The following is a 19,654-nucleotide window of genomic DNA, read 5'->3' on the forward strand; positions in this document are numbered from 1 at the left end:
CCGCAATTTCCGTGAGTTTGTGCCAAATAATTCAAAAGAAAGAAAGTACACACCACTAAGTTATGCACTCTAGCGCATGTTTAAGGAGGGCATACTCATTGAACAAACCGCTATGGCAAAGAACTATCAAGAGCGTATTTATAATTATCCTAGTAAATGTACATAGCAAAGTCCTATAAACAGCAAACGGAAAGAAAAATGCGTAAGTTAGGTGGGATTGTCGGGTGGATTTTGCTAGTCATATCTATGGACTTACTCCAAGTGCCTACTGGGTGGGCTTTGGATAAATCTGGCGATCGCCAAGGTATTAATGCCCGTATTTTACAAAAGCCGCCTTATAACCTAACTGGTCGAAATATCTTTGTCGGACAGGTAGAACTGAGCCGTCCTAGCCGTTTTGCCATAGACAAAATATCCAATAAGTTATTGCAACTTGATCGCGCGATCGTGCAGCCCTACGAAGTATTTTTTCGTGATGGCAAAGCTATCCCCAATCGCAATGTGGACGATCATTCAGCCCAAGTTGCAGCCGTCATCATTAGCCAACATAAAATTCGGCGCGGCATTGCCCCTGATGCAAAACTCCTTTCGTCTGCCTATTCCCAACGTCGCCAAGATGGGCAGCCTGAAGCTTGTCTGGCGGCTCAACATGTAGCTCGACAATATAACGGTAGCGTTCGCGCCATCAATTTTAGTTTTGGTGAACTTCTCAGCGAAGACCCACGCCCCAAACCCATCCTCGATGGTAATGCCCTACTCACTCTTTGTATTGATTGGCTAGCCACCACCTATAACACCGTCCCCATCGTGGCAGGTAATCAAGGCAAAGGTGGCATCCCGATTCCAACCGATCTATACAACGGCTTCACCGTTGGATTTACCCGCGAGTTTGATGGCATCTATCGCCAACTCGATCGAGGTAATTTAATAGATGAACCATTTCTGGATCGCAATAATAATGGCAAGTACGATCAGGGTGAAGTCTTTAGTGACCTTAATAAAGATGGCAAATGGACATCGGGCGTAGAAAGTCCCGTCGATGGTAGGCGATCGCTTGCCCTCCTAGCCCCCGGCAATAACCTAAACCTGCCCACTCTCCAAAGCAAATTTAAGAATGCTAATGGCTCTAGTTTTGCGGCTCCCCATGTAGTTGGCGCGATCGCTCTCTTACACGAATATGCCAATCGCCAAATCGAAAGTGGACAATGGACATTAGATGCCCGTCGCCATGAACTAATCAAAGCTGTACTTATTAATTCTGCTGACAAAATTCAAGATCGGGGCGATGGCAAAGTTTTAGGTATGTCTAAAACTATTTTGGATGCCTTTGGAAAAACATGGATTGATACCGAAGCCTATACTAATCGGGCGATTCCCCTGAGCCAGCAGCTAGGAGCAGGACAACTAAACGCCTATCGAGCTTTTCAGCAATATCAAGCAGGACAGCAATCAGCACTTAATGGGCTAGGTAATATTCAAGCGATCGGCTGGGACACAAACATAGTCGAGGTCAATCAATATCAAGACTATATATTTTCAGAGTCGCTATCTGCCGACAGTTTTATTTCTTCTACCCTAACTTGGGATCGTCAAGTCAAGTTAAATGATAAAAATGGCAATAATTTATATGACATTGGCGAAAGTTTCCGTAATGATGGATTCAACCATCTGGAATTGTACTTAATGCGATCGCAAGATAATGACATTAACCAAAGTGTTTGGTCATCCATTAGTCAAGTAGATAACTTGCAACACATATTTATCAAAATTCCAACTACAGGTAAATACAAACTTAGAGTTTTATTTAAATCCTCTGAGAATAATGTAATAAGTCAACGCTACGGCATGGCATGGTGGGCAAAATATGAAAAATGAGCCATAAAAAAGCGATGCTAGGCATCGCTTTTTTATGGCTCATTTAAGTAGCTAGTTAGTTAAATTCATAGTGTAGTCACTACTATCCACTTTCACTTCAAAAAATGGTCGTAACTCAGAACCATTGCGACCACACCCATCTCCCTTAGCAACATAGTTAAACTTATCGGTAGGATGAATACAGAAATTTTGGTTAGTTGTACCTTCCCATACCCAACTATCCCCGCGATCGCCTCCATAGAGATAGTAATAGTCCCCAGCATTTAGAGCCTCTTCAACCACCACCTCACATTTCTTAGGATTAATCTCATACCATCCCTCAGAACGCCATCGATTATCCCCAAGCCCATAGGCAACCGCAATATAAGCCGTCTTATTAGAGCGATTACACACCTTCAATTCGGCTTGGGCTGGCTCAGCTAAAGACATTGTACCGAAAGCCGCCACCACTGCACCTAAACAACCAGCCACATTTGATAACAAAGAATGTAGCAAAAAATTAGTTTGTAGAAATTTCATGTTTACTCTATGACTTTAGCTAAATAAACGAGAGAACTAAACAAAATGTATGGAGTCCCCTATTTCTCTAATCAATACCAATTTACTAAAGTGTAGTCACTCTTCTGTAAATTTAGGAACAAACACATTGCTTTCCCAAAATAATGGGGCATCAAGATTTTTAGATTCAAAAGATTAAAAGGCAACCTTGTAAATTGGTATTAACAATATCTAAGTAAAAATTATCCCCAAAAAATCCAATTTTTCTAAACAGGAGTACACAGAATTTAATCCAATAAAAAAGGTGACGTAAAGCGCCACCTTTTTTATTTATTGCTACTCCCTTCTCAGCCAAGAAATAGCAGTGTGGGGCAAAGCCCCGCACTGCTATTTCTTGGCTGAGAAGGGAGTATAGCTGTCGAGTATAAACCTCAAGAGTAGAGGGTGCGGCGCTTCGCGCCGCACCCTAATTCCCTACTTAGCGGCATTTGGACGCACAAACTGAGCGTCCACAAAACCTAACTCAAATAATTGTTGATAAGCCTGTTGACCTAAATCACGAGTTGGAGCCTGACTGCGAATCAACTGAATTAATAGAGGTACAGCTAATTCAGGCTGATTTTTAGCCCGATAAACTACCGCAAGCTGATAAGTTGCCTCATCTCGCAACTGTGCAGATTGCAAAGCCTTACGACGATGGCTATCGGAGATCCGATTATCAATTCCCGAAAAGCTTGTCGTTAATTCCTGATAGAAATTTGATAATTGGTTAAATACCTGACGGGCATCTTGCAACTTAGTTACAGCTTGATCGTAATTTTGCTGACTAATTGCAGTCATCGACTCCGCCATCAATCGCTGACCACCCGAAATACTAAACACACTATTCTCAAGAGAATTAGGCTTAGTTGGCTCCACAGGCTGAGCTTGGGAAGTACTTGGCTGTGATTGTACGGGCTTCTCGGTTGAAGCATTTTGAGCGATCGCTCCTAAAGGCAGCCAAGCAGCAGCGGAGATGATGGACAAAACTGCAACTTGGAAAGCAGATTGAAATGGGCGAAGCTTCACGAAAGATGTGGACATAGGTTGCAAATTCTGGATGCTCACAAAAAATAATGGCTATTTGATATAAACTTTGCAAGTTTTTTAGGATTTTAAAAATAACTTCTTAAAAAGCAGCAAAGTCTATAACTAAAACCTTTGGTTATGGTAACACTCCAAGCATAGACGAAACATCTACTAAAAGTTTCCAAACATAGACATTCTCAGCAATTATCATTACTACCGTTTTTTCCTTAAATTAACGAATACTCCCTTCCCAGGTATAAAAATAGGCATTAAAACCCAAGGATTAGTGGTGCGGCGCGAAGCGCCACTAATCCTTAGGTGGGAAAAGAGTAGTGGGACACGGCAAAACCTTACCCCACTATTTCTTAACTAGGCACAGCAATATAAATAATCTGATTTTTTTGGGTCTAAAAAAGCAATCTCTCAAAAAATCAGATTATTTACAAAATCCCAGAGTTCTAGGATTTTATGGTTTAGCAAAAATCGTCCTTTGGGGCGCTCTTCGATCACCTATTTAGAATTGCTATAGGAACGAATAAATTGATTGCATAGCAGACTCGTAAAAAAATGTGACATCTTGCGTGATATGCTTAGCAACGGTGTAGGCAGCTACATCCAAGTTTTTGGACACCCATTTTGAGTACTATCTCAAGTACTAGTTCTTCACTCAAATAGTCAGCAATTTTCGCTAAAAGTCAACAGTGAAGATTATTCCCGCAAAAAGCAGTACAGCGCCCCAGACGATTGTAAAAAACTCATCCACATCGGTAATCGATGACATGGAAGAGTACAATCGCCTGAAGTTTAAGCTGTTAATACTAACCCTCACCTGTGGAATCATTATTGGTCTTGCGGTGTGGGCTTGGTATGGATGGAACATTGCGCTCAGTTATGCTGTAGGTGCATTAGTCGGCACGGTTTATTTCAGAATGCTCACCAAGAGCGTAGACCGCTTGGGTGGTGAATCAAACCGCCTTGGTTTTTCTCGCCTTGGTTTGTTTGTACTTCTGATCGCGATCGCTGCCAAATCGGATCAACTGGAAATTTTGCCTGCGTTCCTCGGCTTTATGACCTATAAAGTAGCTGTTTTAGTGATTCTTGCTCAAGATTTGACAAGTGGGTTCCATTCTCGCTGATTTGACCTCCTACAGGTTGTAACATATCGAACATGATCGATCCAATAACTTTTAGCTATTCAATTGGCTCTCAAGCCAGTTTTGCCGCGCTAGAAGTGGGCAAACACTTTTATTGGGAGTTCGGTAACTTCACGGTACATGGTCAGGTATTAATCGTGAGCTGGGTTGTAATGGGTGCAGTACTAGTTGCTGGACTCATCGGAGCTAGCACCGCTAAAGCTGACCAGCGTGTTCCCGCAGGGTTTCAAAATTTCATGGAATATGCTCTGGAGTATGTTCAGAGCATCGCGAAAGATCAGATTGGCGAAAAGCACTACAGAGAATGGGTACCATTTGTTGGTAGTCTATTCTTGTTTATCTTCGTATCGAACTGGTTAGGAGCTTTAGTTCCTTGGAAATTAATCGAACTGCCAGAGGGTGAACTTGCTGCCCCGACAAGCGACATTAATACCACGATCGCCCTAGCATTATTAGTCTCCCTAGCCTATTTCTATGCTGGATTGAGCAAGCGTGGTTTGGAATACTTCACCAGATATATCCAAGCCTCTCCCTTTCTCCTTCCTTTGTGGGTTCTTGAAGATTTCACAAAGCCCCTGTCACTAAGCTTCCGTCTTTTCGGAAACATCCTCGCTGATGAGCTAGTAGTGGGGGTCATGGTTCTCCTTGTGCCTTTGTTTGTGCCTCTGCCATTGATGATTTTGGGACTGTTTACCAGTGCCATTCAAGCATTAATTTTCTCGACATTGGCAGCGTCATACATTGGTGAAGCAATGGAGGGACATGGTGATGAAGGACATGAGCATTAAGCTCAGTTAATTCGGGAAGCCTGCTTCCTAAATATGTAAAGTTAGTTAACAATAATCTAAGAAAGGAAAAAGAACGTGATTGATCCATTAGTAGCTTCAGCATCCGTAATCGCCGCTAGCATAGCCGTTGGTCTTGGTGCAGTTGGACCTGGTATTGGTCAAGGTACTGCTGCTAGCCGCGCTGTAGAAGGTATCGCTCGTCAGCCAGAAGCTGAAGGCAAAATCCGTGGCACTCTACTGTTGAGCTTGGCTTTCATGGAAGCTCTCACCATTTACGGGCTAGTTGTTGCACTCGTATTGCTATTTGCTAACCCCTTCGCCTAATAGCATAGTGTAACAAAGAAGCTAAGTGGGGAAGCTTAACTTTCCCTTAATTCTTAGCTTCTTTGTCCATCTAGAGCATTGCCCTAGAAATCACCCTAGAAATTGCCTTTAGTAATCGCACTAGTGCGATGAGACTGCAAAACTTTATGTTTTCAGTTATTGCGCTAGTTAGTAATCGCACTGTTAAAAGTGCTGTTTCGACAACATACCTATGACACTTTGGAACCTTTTTTCAACTGTTCTTATTGCTGCGGAAGCGGCTGAACATAAAGGCGGCTTGTTTGATATCAATGCCACGCTTCCAATTATGGCGGTGCAGTTTGTCGTTTTCGTAGCGCTTCTCAACGTTATTTTCTTTAAGCCTCTAACCAAAGCGATCGACGATCGCGATGACTATGTTAGAGAGCAAATTGTCGGAGCTAAAGAGCGTCTAGAAAAGGCTGAGCTAGTTGTAAAGCAATATGAGCAAGAACTAGCTACTGCACGCAAGGCAACTCAAAGCATTTTGACCACCGCTCAGGCTGAAGCAAATAAGATTCGCAACGAACGTATTGCTGCGGCTATGGCTGAAGCGCAAGCAAAGGTTGCTAGTGCTAAAGCTGAAATCGAAAAGCAAAAGCAAGATGCTACTGCATCTTTGGATGCTGAAGTAGAGTCACTCAGTCGCCAAGTTCTCGAAAAATTACTAGGTAACTTAGTAGGCTCCTAGTTTTCATAATCTTAGAGATCTTTTGGCTGATATTGAGTAATAGAAATAACGTTTATGATTAGAAATTTCGTCTTACTTGCAAGTGAAGCAGGCGAACATTCGGGTTTCGGGATTAACTCCGATATTCTGGAAACTAACCTGATTAACTTAGTGATCGTTATCGGTCTTTTAATCTATGCAGGTCGCGGTTTCTTAGGCAAAATTCTCTCAGCGCGTTTGGAGTCAATCCAATCAGCGATCGCTGATGCAGAAAAGCGCCAAAAAGAAGCCTCAGCCAAGCTAGCAGTACAGCAAGAAAAATTAGCTCAAGCAAAAACTGAGTCTGATAACTTGCGGAAGCAAGCAGAAGCTGATGCAAAACATGCGGCTGATGCCATATTAGCAACGGTAGAAGCAGATATTGCTCGTTTGAGAGAATCTGCCGATCAAGAGATTGCGACAGAACAAGATCGCGTCATTGTGCAATTGCGTCAACAAGTTGCTGAAAAAGCCCTTGCCAGTGTGCAGTCTTATTTTGATCGTGGTTTAAGTGAGTCCACTCAAATTGAGTTGATCGACCGTAGCATTGCCCTTTTGAGTTCTGACTAGGAGAAAACATGAAATCTAATTCTGTTAGTCAAGCAGTCGTCGCTCCCTATGCTGAAGCCTTGATGTCTTTAGCTCAAGAGCAAAATAGCCTCGATGCGATCGCTAAAGATATTCGCTTAATTGGAAATACTCTCGCTGATTCGGCTGAGTTAAAGCAGCTTTTTGCTAGTCCTTTGATTGGAGCTAATGTCAAAAAAGGCGTAGTTGAAAGCGTATTTAGTTCACAGGTTCATTCTGTGACTAAGAGCTTTTTACTCCTATTAGTGGATCGCAAGCGAATTGCTTTCTTAAACGAAATCGTTAGTGAATTCAAGACACTATTGCGTGTAATCGATCAAGTAGCACTTGCTGAAGTTACCTCGGCTTTGAAATTGAGCAGAGCGCAAGAAGATACTATTTGCGATCGTGTAAAGGCGATGACTAAAGCGAAGAGTGTCGAACTTGACGTGACTATTAACCCCGATTTAATTGGTGGTGTAATCATTAAAGTTGGTTCTCAAGTTGTAGATGCCAGCATTCGTGGTCAATTACGTCGCCTAAAAAGTAGCCTCACCACAGGCGTTTAAATGAGAATAAAAATTAATCTACGATTAATTTTTATTCATAACCCAAAAGCTAACAGCTAATCGCTAACAGCAAAACCCCAAATATTAAAAACAAATCGATCGCTGATAACTGGTAAAACACAACTATGGTTAGCATCAGACCTGACGAAATAAGCAATATTATCAAGCAGCAAATTGCTAATTATAACCAAGAGCTGCAAGTTTCTAACGTTGGTACTGTCCTGCAAGTCGGTGACGGTATCGCTCGTGTCTATGGCTTGGAACAGTGCATGGCTGGCGAGTTGCTAGAATTTGAAGATGGTACTGTCGGCATTGCGCTGAACCTTGAAGAAGACAACGTTGGTGTTGTGTTGATGGGTGAAGGACGCAAAATTGCTGAAGGTAGCTCGGTAAAGGCAACTGGCAAAATTGCTCAAATCCCTGTAGGTGAAGCATTTATTGGTCGTGTTGTTGATGGTTTGGCTCAGCCCATTGATGGCAAAGGCGAAATCAAGGCAACCGAAACTCGTTTAATCGAATCTCCTGCCCCTGGCATTATTGGTCGTAAATCCGTATTTGAACCTCTGCAAACTGGTATTACCGCGATCGACGCGATGATTCCTGTTGGTCGTGGTCAACGCGAATTGATCATCGGTGACCGTCAAACTGGTAAGACTGCGGTGGCGATCGACACGATCATCAACCAAAAAGGTTTGGATTGTATTTGTGTATATGTAGCGATCGGGCAAAAGGCTTCTACCGTAGCAAACGTAGTAAACCAGCTCCGTGAAAGCGGTGCAATGGAATACACGATCGTCGTTATGGCAAGTGCCAACGATCCCGCAACCTTGCAGTATCTTGCTCCTTACACTGGTGCAGCATTGGCTGAGTACTTCATGTACAAAGGCAAAGGCACTTTGATCGTATACGATGACTTGTCTAAGCAAGCACAGGCTTATCGTCAAATGTCTCTCCTGCTCCGTCGTCCTCCCGGTCGTGAAGCATATCCAGGAGACGTATTCTACTTACACTCTCGCTTGCTAGAGCGTGCAGCGAAGTTGAGTGATGAACTCGGCGGCGGCTCGATGACCGCATTGCCAATCATCGAAACCCAAGCAGGTGACGTATCTGCCTACATTCCTACCAACGTAATTTCGATTACCGATGGTCAAATCTTCTTGTCTTCTGACCTCTTCAACGCTGGTATTCGTCCCGCTATCAACCCCGGTATTTCGGTATCCCGTGTTGGTTCCGCCGCACAAATCAAGGCGATGAAACAGGTTGCAGGTAAGATCAAACTGGAACTAGCTCAGTACGATGATCTCGTAGCATTCGCTCAGTTTGCATCTGATTTGGACAAAACCACTCAAGCTCAACTAGCTCGTGGTCAACGTCTCCGCGAAATTCTCAAGCAGCCACAATACTCGCCATTGCCTGTATGGGATCAAGTTGCGATTATCTACACCGCAATTAATGGCTACCTTGATGAACTAGCAGTTGAACAAGTTAGCGCGTTCAACAAGGGTCTGCGTAACTACTTGGCAACCAGTAAGCCTAAGTATTCCGAAATCGTGAAGTCTGAAAAGACTTTGACTAAGGATGCTGAAGCAATCTTGAAAGAAGCACTTGTGGAATACAAGAAAACATTTTTAGCTTCCGTCTAATCTAAAAATAAGCTAATAAAAAGAGAGGGCATAAGCCCTCTCTTTTTATTAGCTTATGGCGGTTTTCAAGATAATGAAGACCAGATCACATAAGAATAGGCATAACATTGCCATAGACTCTCAGAATTTTGAAGACTTTAAAATGACCATAATGAGTCATTAGAAACAGAATCTTATAACAAGGGGCTTAAGCGCCTTGCCTCTCTCACCAATGAAATAGGATTGCTACATTAGCAGAGAGATGGGGAAGGGAGATTTTGTTTTGCAAACTTTCAGGCTCAGGGCGGAAGTGTACCCCAGAAACGGGAAAAAGATTAAAATTAAGCTAGCAACTCTTGCCAAAAAATAAGAAGACTAACTTCTAGTGCGCTGATTGACGATAACTTGACATTTGCAAGTATGGCGCTTTTTCTTAACAGAATAAAACTGCTTTTGCCCTTGTTAACGACTTTCACATTATTTAGGAGAGTGCAAACCTTTGGATCGCACTCTCTTAAATAATTTAGAGTAGCTATATAAAAACAATAATTAGCTAAAAACATATGATATTCAGAAAAATAATAAGCCTAACTAAATGCTAGATTTTTGGACAAAAACCAGTGGTACTTGGATCAATGTTTTGGCGATCGCTTTTGGTACAAGCTTGGGGCTAATTTTACGGGGGAGATTTTTGTCCCAAGTTTTACCCATTCTCAAACAAGCGATCGGGCTAATCACTGTCTTTGTTAGTATCAATATGGCAAATAGCCTCTTAAGAGTCAAAGTCGGTGATTTAGATGGAGTGATCCTGTCCCTGCTGTCTTTGATTTTGGGTGGCGTAATTGGTGAGTTGAGTCAACTCGAAAAGCGCCTAGAAGGGATCGGCGATTGGCTAAAGGCAAAATTTAAAGGGAGGGGGAAATTTACGGAAGGTTTTGTGGCGGCGAGCCTCCTTTTTTGCATTGGACCCATGGCAATTATTGGTAGCTTAAACAATGGATTACGCGGAGATGACAATCTGCTAGTTTTGAAATCTGCTCTGGATGGATTTATTTCGATAGTATTTGCTAGTTCCTATGGGATTGGTGTGGGCTTTTCCGCCTTACCCGTAGCTCTTTATCAAGGCAGTCTGTCTCTATTAGCGGGAAATTTGGCTCAAAGTCTGCCCGACCCTGCTAATGCGCCATCAGTTTTAGTGATTACGGGGGTGGGGGGGCTAATGCTGTTGGGTTTAGGCTTGAATTTACTGGAATTAGCGAAAGTGCGAGTTGCCTCTTTTTTACCTGCATTAGCGATCGCCCCCTTAGTATATTGGCTAGCAGAAACCATTAAGTAAGGAAAGCGATCGCCTTCTGCACTTGAGGTATACTTTTACTAAGCTCCTCTGTGGCGTGCGTGACTACCAATAATGTGTCTTGATCGATAATTGTTTCTAAGGAGTCTTCGCAGTCTTCGCCGCAGTAAACCAGACTTGATCTGGGAACTTTAAGTTAGGCGAAGCGCTTCGGCTCCACCTGGTTTTACCGGGTCAAACAACTGAGGTAAGACGGCGTTGCGGAGGGGTGCCTCCCAGATTTAGAAAGAAATATTTTTTGCAAAAAATATTTCTTTCTAAATCTGGGAAAAAATGCTTGCATTTAACTTAAATCATGTTATATTAGCTAAGCGATAGCAACGCGGGGTAGAGCAGCCTGGTAGCTCGTCGGGCTCATAACCCGAAGGTCGATGGTTCAAATCCGTCCCCCGCCATTTCTAAAAAGTAAAAAAAGGTTGACTTAGTAAATGCTAAATCAACCTTTTTTTACATGAAAAAGAGATTTTTGATGGCAAGGCTTCGCCTTGCCATCAAAAATCTCTTTATGCGTTAGTAATGCTACGGAATAGATAACCAACTACTACACCAATGATTAGCGCCCAAATTTGACCAGATTTAACAAAGCCATTCCAGCCCTTCATGATATCTCCCATAACATCCTGTTGAAATTGTTGGGCTAGCAAATCCATAGATAAGTGGGAGTGAAGATCAGTAATATTGAAAGCAGAGAAATGTGTATTTGCTAAATCAACGACAGAAGAACTAAGAACTGATAGGTCAGAGCTAATTACCAAGTTTTGAGCAATATCAAGCATAGTATTTCAGGTTTTGTGGTTTAAAGAAGTGAGATTAATTTAGGGTTCTGCAATCTTATCGTTAATGTACAAAACAACTAGGGTCATGTCATCTGTATGAGTATGCCCTTCTCCGATAAAGTTTTGCACTTCTTGGAAAATGTAGTCAAGAATCATCTGGGGGCGAGTTACGTCGTCAGATAGAGGAAAGCAATGCTGACAAGCCCAATCTAGCGCTTTACGAAGATTTTCCTCATCAAAGCGATCGCCTTCAGGACTTGCCGCCTCAGTGAAGCCATCGGTGTAATAAATAACGACATCGCCATTATTTAATCTGGTACTGCGTTCTTCATATTTAGAGCCAGCCTCTAACCCAATTAAGGCTCCCATCGTATCTAGAGCATGAACTGAGCGCGTCTTAGCTCGCCAATGTAGCGCAGGGGTATGGGCGGCATTACTAAAAGAAAGCATTTGAGTGGCGGGATCATACTCAGAATAGAACATGGTCACGAAGCGATGGGATTTTTCCAGATCCTCATACATCACTTCGTTGAGATGTTCCAAAATTTTGCTAGGGGAATGATTATTTAAGACTTCGGCGCGTAACATTCCCCGTGTCATCGTCATGATCAAACCTGCGGGGACACCTTTGCCCATAACATCGCCAACTACCAAACTCCAGCGATCGCCCTTTTGCATCGGAATAAAGTCGTAATAGTCACCACCAACTCGACTGGCGGTTGAGCATTTAGCAGCAATTTCAATACCATGAATTTTTGGGCAATTACGAGGCAAAAGCTGTCTTTGGATTTCTGCGCCAATCTCCATTTCTCGTTCTTGGCGCTCTTTTTTGATTAATTCTGTGGTGAGTTCGTGATTTTCTAGCCCCACCGAAGTTTGATCGGCAACTAGGCGCATCAAAGTCCGCTTGTTATCTGTCCAGACATAATCAGGCTTGCGACTAAATATATAAAGCCGACCCCGCACGGAATTTTTAACTAATACTGATGTCCCGAATAAATGTACGTCAGCCCCCAAATAACGACTAACCATCTCATCAAGAGCCGTGGGACTACCTGTTAAGACTTGCTGAATGGCTCGTTCGATCGCCGTTCTAACTTGTTGGGCTTTCATCCCCCCTTGATTGCGCTCAGGACAATGCAATGACTCCAGACGCATTTGCCCACTAGCCTTGAATAAAATCAGCGCCCCCCCATCGGAGTCAGTAACACGGCTAGCAATCAGGGGAATTAATTCTAAAAACTGGTTGAGGTTACTAAAGCTGCGGAGAGCGTAACCCAAAAAGCTAAGTAGCTCATGGATTTTATTTTGATCCTGACTCATGCGCCTGAGCAGGTCTTTGAGATCTTTCATCACCATCACAGACGCATTATCTATATCTGGCTGTGGTGGGAGCGATCTATTTCTAGGTGGCAATGATAGAGACATACCAATGCGGCAACGCTACGTGGGTTGTACGAAAGCGAATTTAGTCAAACAGTGTAGCCTTAGTTGGACAAAAAGTGCGACAAATTTTTTGATGATTTTTTTTATTTGATAGGTGCAAAGCACCTATCAAATTATTAGTTACTCAATAAAGCTTCCACAAATTCATAGCTAGAGAATGGGCGCAAATCTTCAATACCTTCACCAGCACCGATAAACCGAATCGGTAAGCCGAGTTGCTGCACTACTGCGATCGCTACACCACCCTTTGCCGTGCCATCAAGCTTGGTGAGAATTACACCAGTAATGCCTGCGGATTGAGCAAAGACTTCGGCTTGCTTCAGTCCATTTTGACCGAGGGTAGAATCTAGAACTAGCAAAGATTCGATTTTGGCATCGGCGGATTTTTTATCGACAATGCGGCGAATTTTGCTGAGTTCTTCCATCAGATTTTTCTTGTTTTGCAAGCGTCCTGCGGTATCGACGAGTAATAGCTCCGTGCCTCTAGCTTGAGCCGCCGAGATTGCGTCAAACACCACAGCCGCAGGATCAGCATTTTGGGCAGGATTGCAGATTACCTCTACATTTGAGCGCTGTCCCCAACTCTTAACTTGCTCCACGGCTGCTGCACGGAAAGTGTCGGCGGCGGCAATCAGGGTTTTGTAGCCAGATTTAACGCTAAGGTGAGAGAGTTTACCGATAGTTGTCGTTTTACCCGCACCATTAACTCCCGTAATCAACCAGATATTTAATTGATTTTTTTCTGGAATGAGCATGGGAATTGGCTCACCACCTTTTTGAGTGGTGACATCTAGCATCTCGCGCAAAATTTGTTTGAGATAGGCGATCGCCTCTTCAGGTGGCAATACTTCCTTACGCAATTTATCTTGCAGCTTCGCAATAATTTGATCGGTTGCCTTTACGCCCACATCCGCTTGCAACAGCAAAGCTTCAATATCATCAACAGAATCAGCGCTAAGGGGACCCTGTCCAACGATCGCTTTTAATTGATTAACTAGGGATAAACGAGTTTTATCTAAACCTTGGCGAAGACGATTGAGCCAAGTAATTTCCTCGACAGAGATCTCCTCGGGACGACGACCTTGGGAGGCGAGAACTTCGGCTGACCAGATGAAATCATCGTCAAATTTAATTGTGGCTTTGCGGCGCGACTGAACGTTAGGCTTAACTTCTGGCTCAGGCTCAATAATTGCGGTGGCTTCGAGGGCTGCAATACGGGCTTGGCGATCGCTTTCGGACTGCATCCAAAAAGGTACTGCCCCAGTTTCTGTTACTTCAGTTTCTACGGAATCAATTATTTCTGGAGCGGTTTCCGTAGTCTTGGGTTCAAAAATTTCAACTTCAGCTACTGGTTCAATGATTTCTGAAGTAATTGCAGGAGTGACTTCCGTTGTAGGATCAGTAATTTGTGGCTCAGGATCTACGGATTCTGGGCTTGCAGAGTCACGAATTTCAGGCTCCGATTCTGTTAGAGCAGGCTCAGTTGACTCTACAACAGATTCAATAATTTCAGGTTCATCAGTCTGTTGCTGGACATTGGCATAGGCAGCCTTTGCCCAATTTAATAAATCTTGAGAGGCGGGTGTGGCGACTGGGCTAGATTCTACGGGTGTAGATTCAGGTAATTTTTCTTCAGTTTGTGCTGGCTCTACAGGTTGATTGGTTGCATCTTTATCATCATCATCAAACTTTCGCCGAAACCAGTTAAACACCATACTAATACCCTCGCGCAATGCCTCAATCTACATCAGCTTCAATAGTTATTATCAAGATGATCTTGATGATAACTATTGAGTTACCGTCAGTTTACTAGGATAGTTTAAGTCGGATAGGGGATTAGCATTAAGTATAATTTTGGCGGTTTTCCGATCAAAACCTAATAGCAGAAAACCAAATGGCTACGCCATTTGGTTTTCTGCTATTAGGTTTGAATAACTATAAATATGGTCACTTGTATTAAGACAAATCGAAACCAGAAGACGAGTGGCGGCGCTTCGCGCCGCCACTCGTCTTCTGGTTTGTTGTCCTAACAAGAATGGCAACAGCTATAGGGCTAAAAACAAGAGAGGGTTCGCTTAGCGAACCCTCTCTTGTTTTGGAGAAAACTTATTTCTTTTTGATGTCCTTTGCCATATTTAAGAAGATGTCCATGCTGGAATCCACGCGGGTATTCTTCTTAGGCTCAAAAGTTGGTTGAGGGGCGGGGGGATTAGAAGTGCTGTTGGAAACCTCGATTTCCTTACCTTCGATTTTTTCCGTAGCAGAGATAATTTCCACAATTTCTGCGCCCTCTACACCATTTACAGTAGGGAAAGTCTTTCTGACAGCTTTGGGTGTACGCATGTAGTCAATATTGCCAAAGGTTTTAGCCGAATCTTGATCGAGGAAATATGAAGATTCTTTTTTATCAGAGTCCTTACTATTATCTTTTTTGCCAAATAAGCCGAAAAGTGCCATTTATCTATACCTTTGTCTTAAATTTGAAGGAAATTAGTCTTTGTATTGCAATGTGTAACATTTTAGCAATATAAGTCTACAAAAATAAATAGATAAATCATGCGAGATATAACTTCAGATAGTTGCTATACCAAATATTCGCTGGGTTTGGTTTTTAATTCACAAAAGTGTAGTCACACTTTTGTGAATTGGAATAAGTAAGTGTGCGTGGCTTCGCACACCTACTTATTCACAGGTAAGAAATTGAGCTTTACATTTTGCTGACGGCAAAATGTAAAGCTCAATGGTCTACTGAGCAGAGATATTCTGACCTTGAAAAACCGTATGGACTTGCCAAGATATTTCGGTATTAGGAAAGTCGAGACGGAAATGCGCTCCTCGACTTTCCGTACGGAATAGCGCCGATCGCACTAATAAATAAGCAAAGTCGATGAGGTTTCGGGTTTCAATCCAAAGCCTTGTTTTGCTCCGAAGCTTGATAATTTCTTGCTGTAAGTTTTGGATTTGAGCGATCGCTGCTTCTAGCGCCTCCGCATTACGACAAATTCCCGCCGATCGCCATGTTAGTTCTCGCAATTCTTGACGGATCGTAGCGACACGATTTTGAATATCGGGACTTGAGTTTGCTTCTAGAAAGTCGAAATTATAAATATTAGGGTCAAAGCAAGGAGATTCAGGAAGATTGATTAAATCCTGAGCTACTTTTTCGGCAAGTCTTACACCAAACACAAAACATTCTAAAAGCGAATTGCTGGCTAGACGGTTCGCGCCATGCACTCCTGTACTAGAGCTTTCACCGACAGCATAAAGCCCTGCGATCGAGCTAGCGCCCCATGTGTCGGTAATAATCCCGCCCATACAGTAATGCGCCGCAGGGGTGACGGGAATCGGTTGAGAGAACAGATCAATATGCCATTTTTGACAAATTTTGATGATATTCGGGAAACGGTAGGCGATGTGATCGCGATCTATTGGTGACAAGTCGAGAAATACTGTGGGTTCACCTGTTTTTTGTAAATGTTGAAATACGGCACGGCTGACCACGTCACGGGGAGCGAGTTCGCCCTGTGGATGATATTCAAAGGCAAAGCGATCGCCATGGTGGTCAATTAGATGTGCGCCCTCGCCGCGCACTGCTTCGCTAATTAAAAATCTGGGTGCGCCTTCGATCGCCAAAGCGGTCGGATGAAACTGCACAAATTCGAGATCGCGTACCTTGGCTCCCGCCCGCCATGCGATCGCCACACCATCCCCCGTACTGGCGGGTGGATTAGTAGTTTGGGAAAAAACTTGAGAGCCACCACCTGTCGCCAAAACAGTTACTGGGGCAAGTAAAGCAAAAACTTCGTGGGTTGTCTCCAGAGATGTCTCAGTAAACTTGAGACAGGATATGCCCACACAGCGATCGACTTGTTCGTCATTTGGCTCTAACAATAAATCTAAAACTAAAACCCCTTCCAAAACTTGAATATTCGGGCGATCCATCACTCGCCGCGCAAGGGTACTGACTAACTCCCGCCCCGTTGCATCCGCCGCATGGAGAACGCGCCGCCGTGAATGGGCTGCTTCTAAAGTCAGCGCAAGGGATTTGTCCTCTAAGCGATCAAAATCCACCCCAAATTCTAAGAGCCGATGGATTTGGGGCTTTGCCTTGCTGACTAGCACCTCCACCGCTTCGGTATCACAAAGCCCTGCACCAGCCTTCAAAGTATCATCTATGTGTAAGGCGATCGAATCATTGCGATCGATCACCGCCGCAATCCCACCCTGCGCCCAATCACTTGCGGAAATGGTCAAATTATCTTTGGTGATTAGGGCAATTTTCCATTCACGTTGTTGATTTCCCCTACCCGCACTATGTTCAGATAAGTTATCAGACAAAGAAAGAGCCGTGTATAAACCTGCGGCTCCTCCTCCAATTACAATTGCATCAAATTTTTGAAAATCCACGCTTCATCGCCCTTCTGAAAATGCATGGTAAAGACAGTTGGCTTAAAAACCTTGCTTACCATGTATAGCAAACCCAATTTGAGAAAGTGCGCCCCAAAGGGGCGCACTTTCTCAAATTATTTAGGATAACTATAGTCTGTAGTTAGCGTTATTAATCCGCTCACGTCCCAAGGACTCGTCAGGCTTTTTGAGGGAAAACATGTCAGCATTTGCCTTGAGCAATTCTTTTTGGGCTTCTGTCAATCCTGCGATGTTTAAAACTTCGTCAAAGGATTTATAGGGTGCATTTTCGATAATAATGCGACCTAAGGTTGGGTAAACTCCACGTACTTGCCGAAAAGCGTTGATATTAGCGTTATTTAAATCAATCTTGCTGTTATCTTGCGTATAAAAATTGGTGGGGGCTAAGTCTTCGGCAAATGCAGCGTTACTGCCAAAAGAACCTAAAAAGCCAGTTGTCCAAATTGACGCGATCGCCACTAATAAAACAGAAAAGCGTATAAGTGCTTTCATGCCTAAAATCTCTCAATTAAAAAAATAATTTATTCACTTTCGAGATTAGCAGAAAATTGGAAACCCCTAGCCACACGTTCTACAAATCGATAATATGTAAACAATTATCTCTATTTGTTAACTTCTCTTTACAAATCTTCAAAGAGATTCAAAGCGGCTCAAATTAGCTGAATACCCGACTCTCTAATGATCCCAGTCATAAGTGGGAGATTTTTAGCGATCGCCTAGGTTTAATTAACTATTAATAACTGCAAACTCTCTAAGAGACGGTAGGTACAATGACTGTCTAGAAAATGGGTGGGTAATTACAACGGTTACTTTTGAATATGTTAAGTCTCGAAAACTTCCCTTGGCTCACGTTTATCATTGCCTTTCCCATACTTATGTCTCTTGTAGTTGCCTTTGTGCCAGACAAAGGAGATGGTAAAACCATTCGCTGGTTTGCCTTAGTAGTGGGACTGATTGACTTTGCGGCGATCGCCTATGCCTTCTGCACAAAGTATGACTACAATAACCCCGGTCTCCAACTCGTCGAAAAATACGCATGGGTTCCTGCCTTGGGGCTAAATTGGTCAGTAGGCGTTGATGGACTTTCGATGCCCTTGGTTTTGCTGACTGGATTTATCACCACATTAGCAATCTTGGCATCCTGGCCCGTCACCCTGAAGCCACGCTTATTTTATTTTTTACTGCTATCGATGTATGGCGCACAGATTGCCGTCTTTGCAGTACAAGATATGTTGCTGTTTTTCTTGACATGGGAATTGGAGCTAATTCCTGTATACCTCTTGCTATCGATCTGGGGGGGCTACAAGCGTCTCTATGCCGCTACCAAGTTTATTCTTTACACAGCGATCGGCTCTCTATTTATCCTTGTGGCAGGGCTTGCCATGGCTTTTTATGGCGATACTGTCTCCTTTGATATGCAGACCCTCGCCAACAAAGACTATCCGCTTACCTTCCAGCTATTAGCCTATGGTGCATTTTTGATTTCCTACGGGGTCAAGTTGCCCATCTTCCCTCTGCATACTTGGCTACCTGACGCTCACGGAGAAGCTACCGCTCCCGTGCATATGCTCCTTGCAGGGATTCTCTTAAAAATGGGTGGTTATGCCCTAATGCGGATGAATGCAGGGATGTTACCTGAAGCTCATGCTTACTTTGCGCCGATCTTGGTGATTTTGGGGATCGTGAATATTATCTATGCGGCTCTCACCTCTTTTGCTCAAAGAAGCCTGAAACGCAAAATTGCTTATTCATCAATTTCCCACATGGGCTTTGTGCTGATCGGTTTAGCTTCATTTACCGACCTCGGTACAAGTGGCGCAATGTTGCAAATGATTTCCCACGGACTAATCGGCGCAAGCTTATTCTTTCTGGTGGGCGCAACCTACGATCGCACTCATACTCTCATTCTTGATGAGATGGGTGGCGTGGGTCAAAAGATGCCGAAAATCTTTGCGATGTTTACAACCTGTTCGCTTGCGTCCCTTGCACTTCCGGGAATGAGCGGCTTTGTTGCGGAAGTCATGATTTTTGTCGGATTTGCGACTAGCGATGCCTATAGCGGTACGTTTAAAGTGATTGCCCTCTTATTGATGGCTGTGGGTGTGATTTTAACGCCCGTTTATCTGTTGTCGATGCTGCGCGAAATTTTCTATGGCAAGGAGAATACTGAGCTTACTTCTCATCAAGAGCTAATTGATGCGGAACCTCGCGAAGTATTCATCATCGCTTGTCTGTTGATTCCCATCATCGGTATTGGCTTCTATCCGAAGATCGTTACGCAAATGTACGATGCGACTACGACTAAGTTGGCAGGTGTGTTGCGGGATGCAGTGCCTGTCTTAGCCAATAAGCGCGATAACAAGCGCTTAGCTTCTATCCAAGCTCAAGCAGCACCAAGTCTAACTAAATAAAAAAAGAAGGTTCGCTAAGCGAACCTTCTTTTTTTGAGAAATTGCGG

The 19,654-nt window shown here is 43.4% G+C and carries 18 protein-coding genes, 1 tRNA gene and 1 other RNA gene; 12 read left to right on the top strand and 8 right to left on the bottom strand.

Going from position 1 to position 19,654, the window contains the following annotated elements; genetic code table 11:
* The first annotated feature begins 198 nt into the window (after positions 1 to 198).
* Positions 199 to 1,875 carry a S8 family serine peptidase gene (locus H6F42_RS14295; protein ID WP_190400041.1) on the top strand — a complete coding sequence of 559 codons (1,677 nt, stop codon included), beginning with the start codon at positions 199 to 201 and terminating at the stop codon, positions 1,873 to 1,875.
* 51 nt (positions 1,876 to 1,926) lie between these two features.
* On the opposite strand, the gene H6F42_RS14300 is transcribed toward H6F42_RS14295, so the two are convergent.
* Positions 1,927 to 2,394 (bottom strand): DUF1036 domain-containing protein, encoded by a 468-nt coding sequence (locus H6F42_RS14300; protein ID WP_190400042.1) that lies wholly within the window; start codon positions 2,392 to 2,394, stop codon positions 1,927 to 1,929.
* Between the two features lie 453 nt (positions 2,395 to 2,847).
* Complete coding sequence (locus tag H6F42_RS14305) at positions 2,848 to 3,456, bottom strand: hypothetical protein (protein ID WP_190400043.1); 609 nt, start codon at positions 3,454 to 3,456, stop codon at positions 2,848 to 2,850.
* Between the two features lie 686 nt (positions 3,457 to 4,142).
* Here H6F42_RS14305 and H6F42_RS14310 point away from each other — a divergent pair.
* From H6F42_RS14310 to H6F42_RS14355, 10 genes are all read left to right on the top strand, one after another.
* A complete protein-coding gene (locus H6F42_RS14310) occupies positions 4,143 to 4,577 on the top strand; it encodes an ATP synthase subunit I (protein ID WP_190400044.1) in 435 nt (144 codons plus the stop codon).
* A gap of 32 nt (positions 4,578 to 4,609) precedes the next feature.
* Positions 4,610 to 5,383: a F0F1 ATP synthase subunit A gene (gene atpB, locus H6F42_RS14315; protein ID WP_190400045.1), complete on the top strand. Its 774-nt coding sequence runs from the start codon at positions 4,610 to 4,612 to the stop codon at positions 5,381 to 5,383.
* 78 nt (positions 5,384 to 5,461) lie between these two features.
* Positions 5,462 to 5,707, top strand: a complete 246-nt coding sequence (gene atpE / locus H6F42_RS14320) for an ATP synthase F0 subunit C (protein WP_094535410.1) — start codon at positions 5,462 to 5,464, stop codon at positions 5,705 to 5,707.
* Positions 5,708 to 5,918: 211 nt separating this feature from the next.
* On the top strand, positions 5,919 to 6,416 hold the full coding sequence (locus H6F42_RS14325) for a F0F1 ATP synthase subunit B' (RefSeq protein ID WP_190400046.1): 498 nt from the start codon (positions 5,919 to 5,921) through the stop codon (positions 6,414 to 6,416).
* A 54-nt stretch (positions 6,417 to 6,470) separates the two neighbouring features.
* Positions 6,471 to 7,004, top strand: coding sequence for a F0F1 ATP synthase subunit B (locus H6F42_RS14330; protein ID WP_190400047.1), 534 nt, complete (start codon positions 6,471 to 6,473; stop codon positions 7,002 to 7,004).
* Between the two features lie 8 nt (positions 7,005 to 7,012).
* Complete coding sequence (atpH, locus tag H6F42_RS14335; protein ID WP_190400048.1) at positions 7,013 to 7,570, top strand: ATP synthase F1 subunit delta; 558 nt, start codon at positions 7,013 to 7,015, stop codon at positions 7,568 to 7,570.
* 125 nt (positions 7,571 to 7,695) lie between these two features.
* Positions 7,696 to 9,213, top strand: a complete 1,518-nt coding sequence (atpA, locus tag H6F42_RS14340; protein WP_190400049.1) for a F0F1 ATP synthase subunit alpha — start codon at positions 7,696 to 7,698, stop codon at positions 9,211 to 9,213.
* 574 nt (positions 9,214 to 9,787) lie between these two features.
* On the top strand, positions 9,788 to 10,528 hold the full coding sequence (locus H6F42_RS14345) for a DUF554 domain-containing protein (protein ID WP_190400050.1): 741 nt from the start codon (positions 9,788 to 9,790) through the stop codon (positions 10,526 to 10,528).
* A gap of 42 nt (positions 10,529 to 10,570) precedes the next feature.
* Positions 10,571 to 10,757, top strand: a non-coding RNA gene (ssrS, locus tag H6F42_RS14350) — 6S RNA.
* 110 nt (positions 10,758 to 10,867) lie between these two features.
* Positions 10,868 to 10,941: transfer RNA gene (locus H6F42_RS14355), tRNA-Met, on the top strand.
* A 108-nt stretch (positions 10,942 to 11,049) separates the two neighbouring features.
* Here the strand turns inward: H6F42_RS14355 and H6F42_RS14360 are convergent.
* The 6 genes from H6F42_RS14360 to psbU form a co-directional block, all read right to left on the bottom strand.
* Complete coding sequence (locus H6F42_RS14360; protein ID WP_190400051.1) at positions 11,050 to 11,322, bottom strand: hypothetical protein; 273 nt, start codon at positions 11,320 to 11,322, stop codon at positions 11,050 to 11,052.
* 39 nt (positions 11,323 to 11,361) lie between these two features.
* Positions 11,362 to 12,750 carry a SpoIIE family protein phosphatase gene (locus H6F42_RS14365; protein WP_190400052.1) on the bottom strand — a complete coding sequence of 463 codons (1,389 nt, stop codon included), beginning with the start codon at positions 12,748 to 12,750 and terminating at the stop codon, positions 11,362 to 11,364.
* 134 nt (positions 12,751 to 12,884) lie between these two features.
* Complete coding sequence (gene ftsY, locus H6F42_RS14370) at positions 12,885 to 14,483, bottom strand: signal recognition particle-docking protein FtsY (RefSeq protein WP_190400053.1); 1,599 nt, start codon at positions 14,481 to 14,483, stop codon at positions 12,885 to 12,887.
* Positions 14,484 to 14,874: 391 nt separating this feature from the next.
* Complete coding sequence (locus H6F42_RS14375; RefSeq protein ID WP_190400054.1) at positions 14,875 to 15,225, bottom strand: hypothetical protein; 351 nt, start codon at positions 15,223 to 15,225, stop codon at positions 14,875 to 14,877.
* A gap of 288 nt (positions 15,226 to 15,513) precedes the next feature.
* Entirely contained in the window at positions 15,514 to 17,175 is a 1,662-nt protein-coding gene (gene nadB / locus H6F42_RS14380) for an L-aspartate oxidase (RefSeq protein ID WP_190400055.1), read from the bottom strand.
* 129 nt (positions 17,176 to 17,304) lie between these two features.
* A complete protein-coding gene (gene psbU, locus H6F42_RS14385; RefSeq protein ID WP_190400056.1) occupies positions 17,305 to 17,688 on the bottom strand; it encodes a photosystem II complex extrinsic protein PsbU in 384 nt (127 codons plus the stop codon).
* Positions 17,689 to 18,014: 326 nt separating this feature from the next.
* Between psbU and H6F42_RS14390 the strand changes: the two genes are divergently transcribed.
* On the top strand, positions 18,015 to 19,607 hold the full coding sequence (locus H6F42_RS14390) for an NAD(P)H-quinone oxidoreductase subunit 4 (RefSeq protein WP_190400057.1): 1,593 nt from the start codon (positions 18,015 to 18,017) through the stop codon (positions 19,605 to 19,607).
* Positions 19,608 to 19,654: the final 47 nt, after the last annotated feature.

This window comes from Pseudanabaena sp. FACHB-1998 (assembly GCF_014696355.1).
Classification (GTDB): domain Bacteria; phylum Cyanobacteriota; class Cyanobacteriia; order Pseudanabaenales; family Pseudanabaenaceae; genus Pseudanabaena.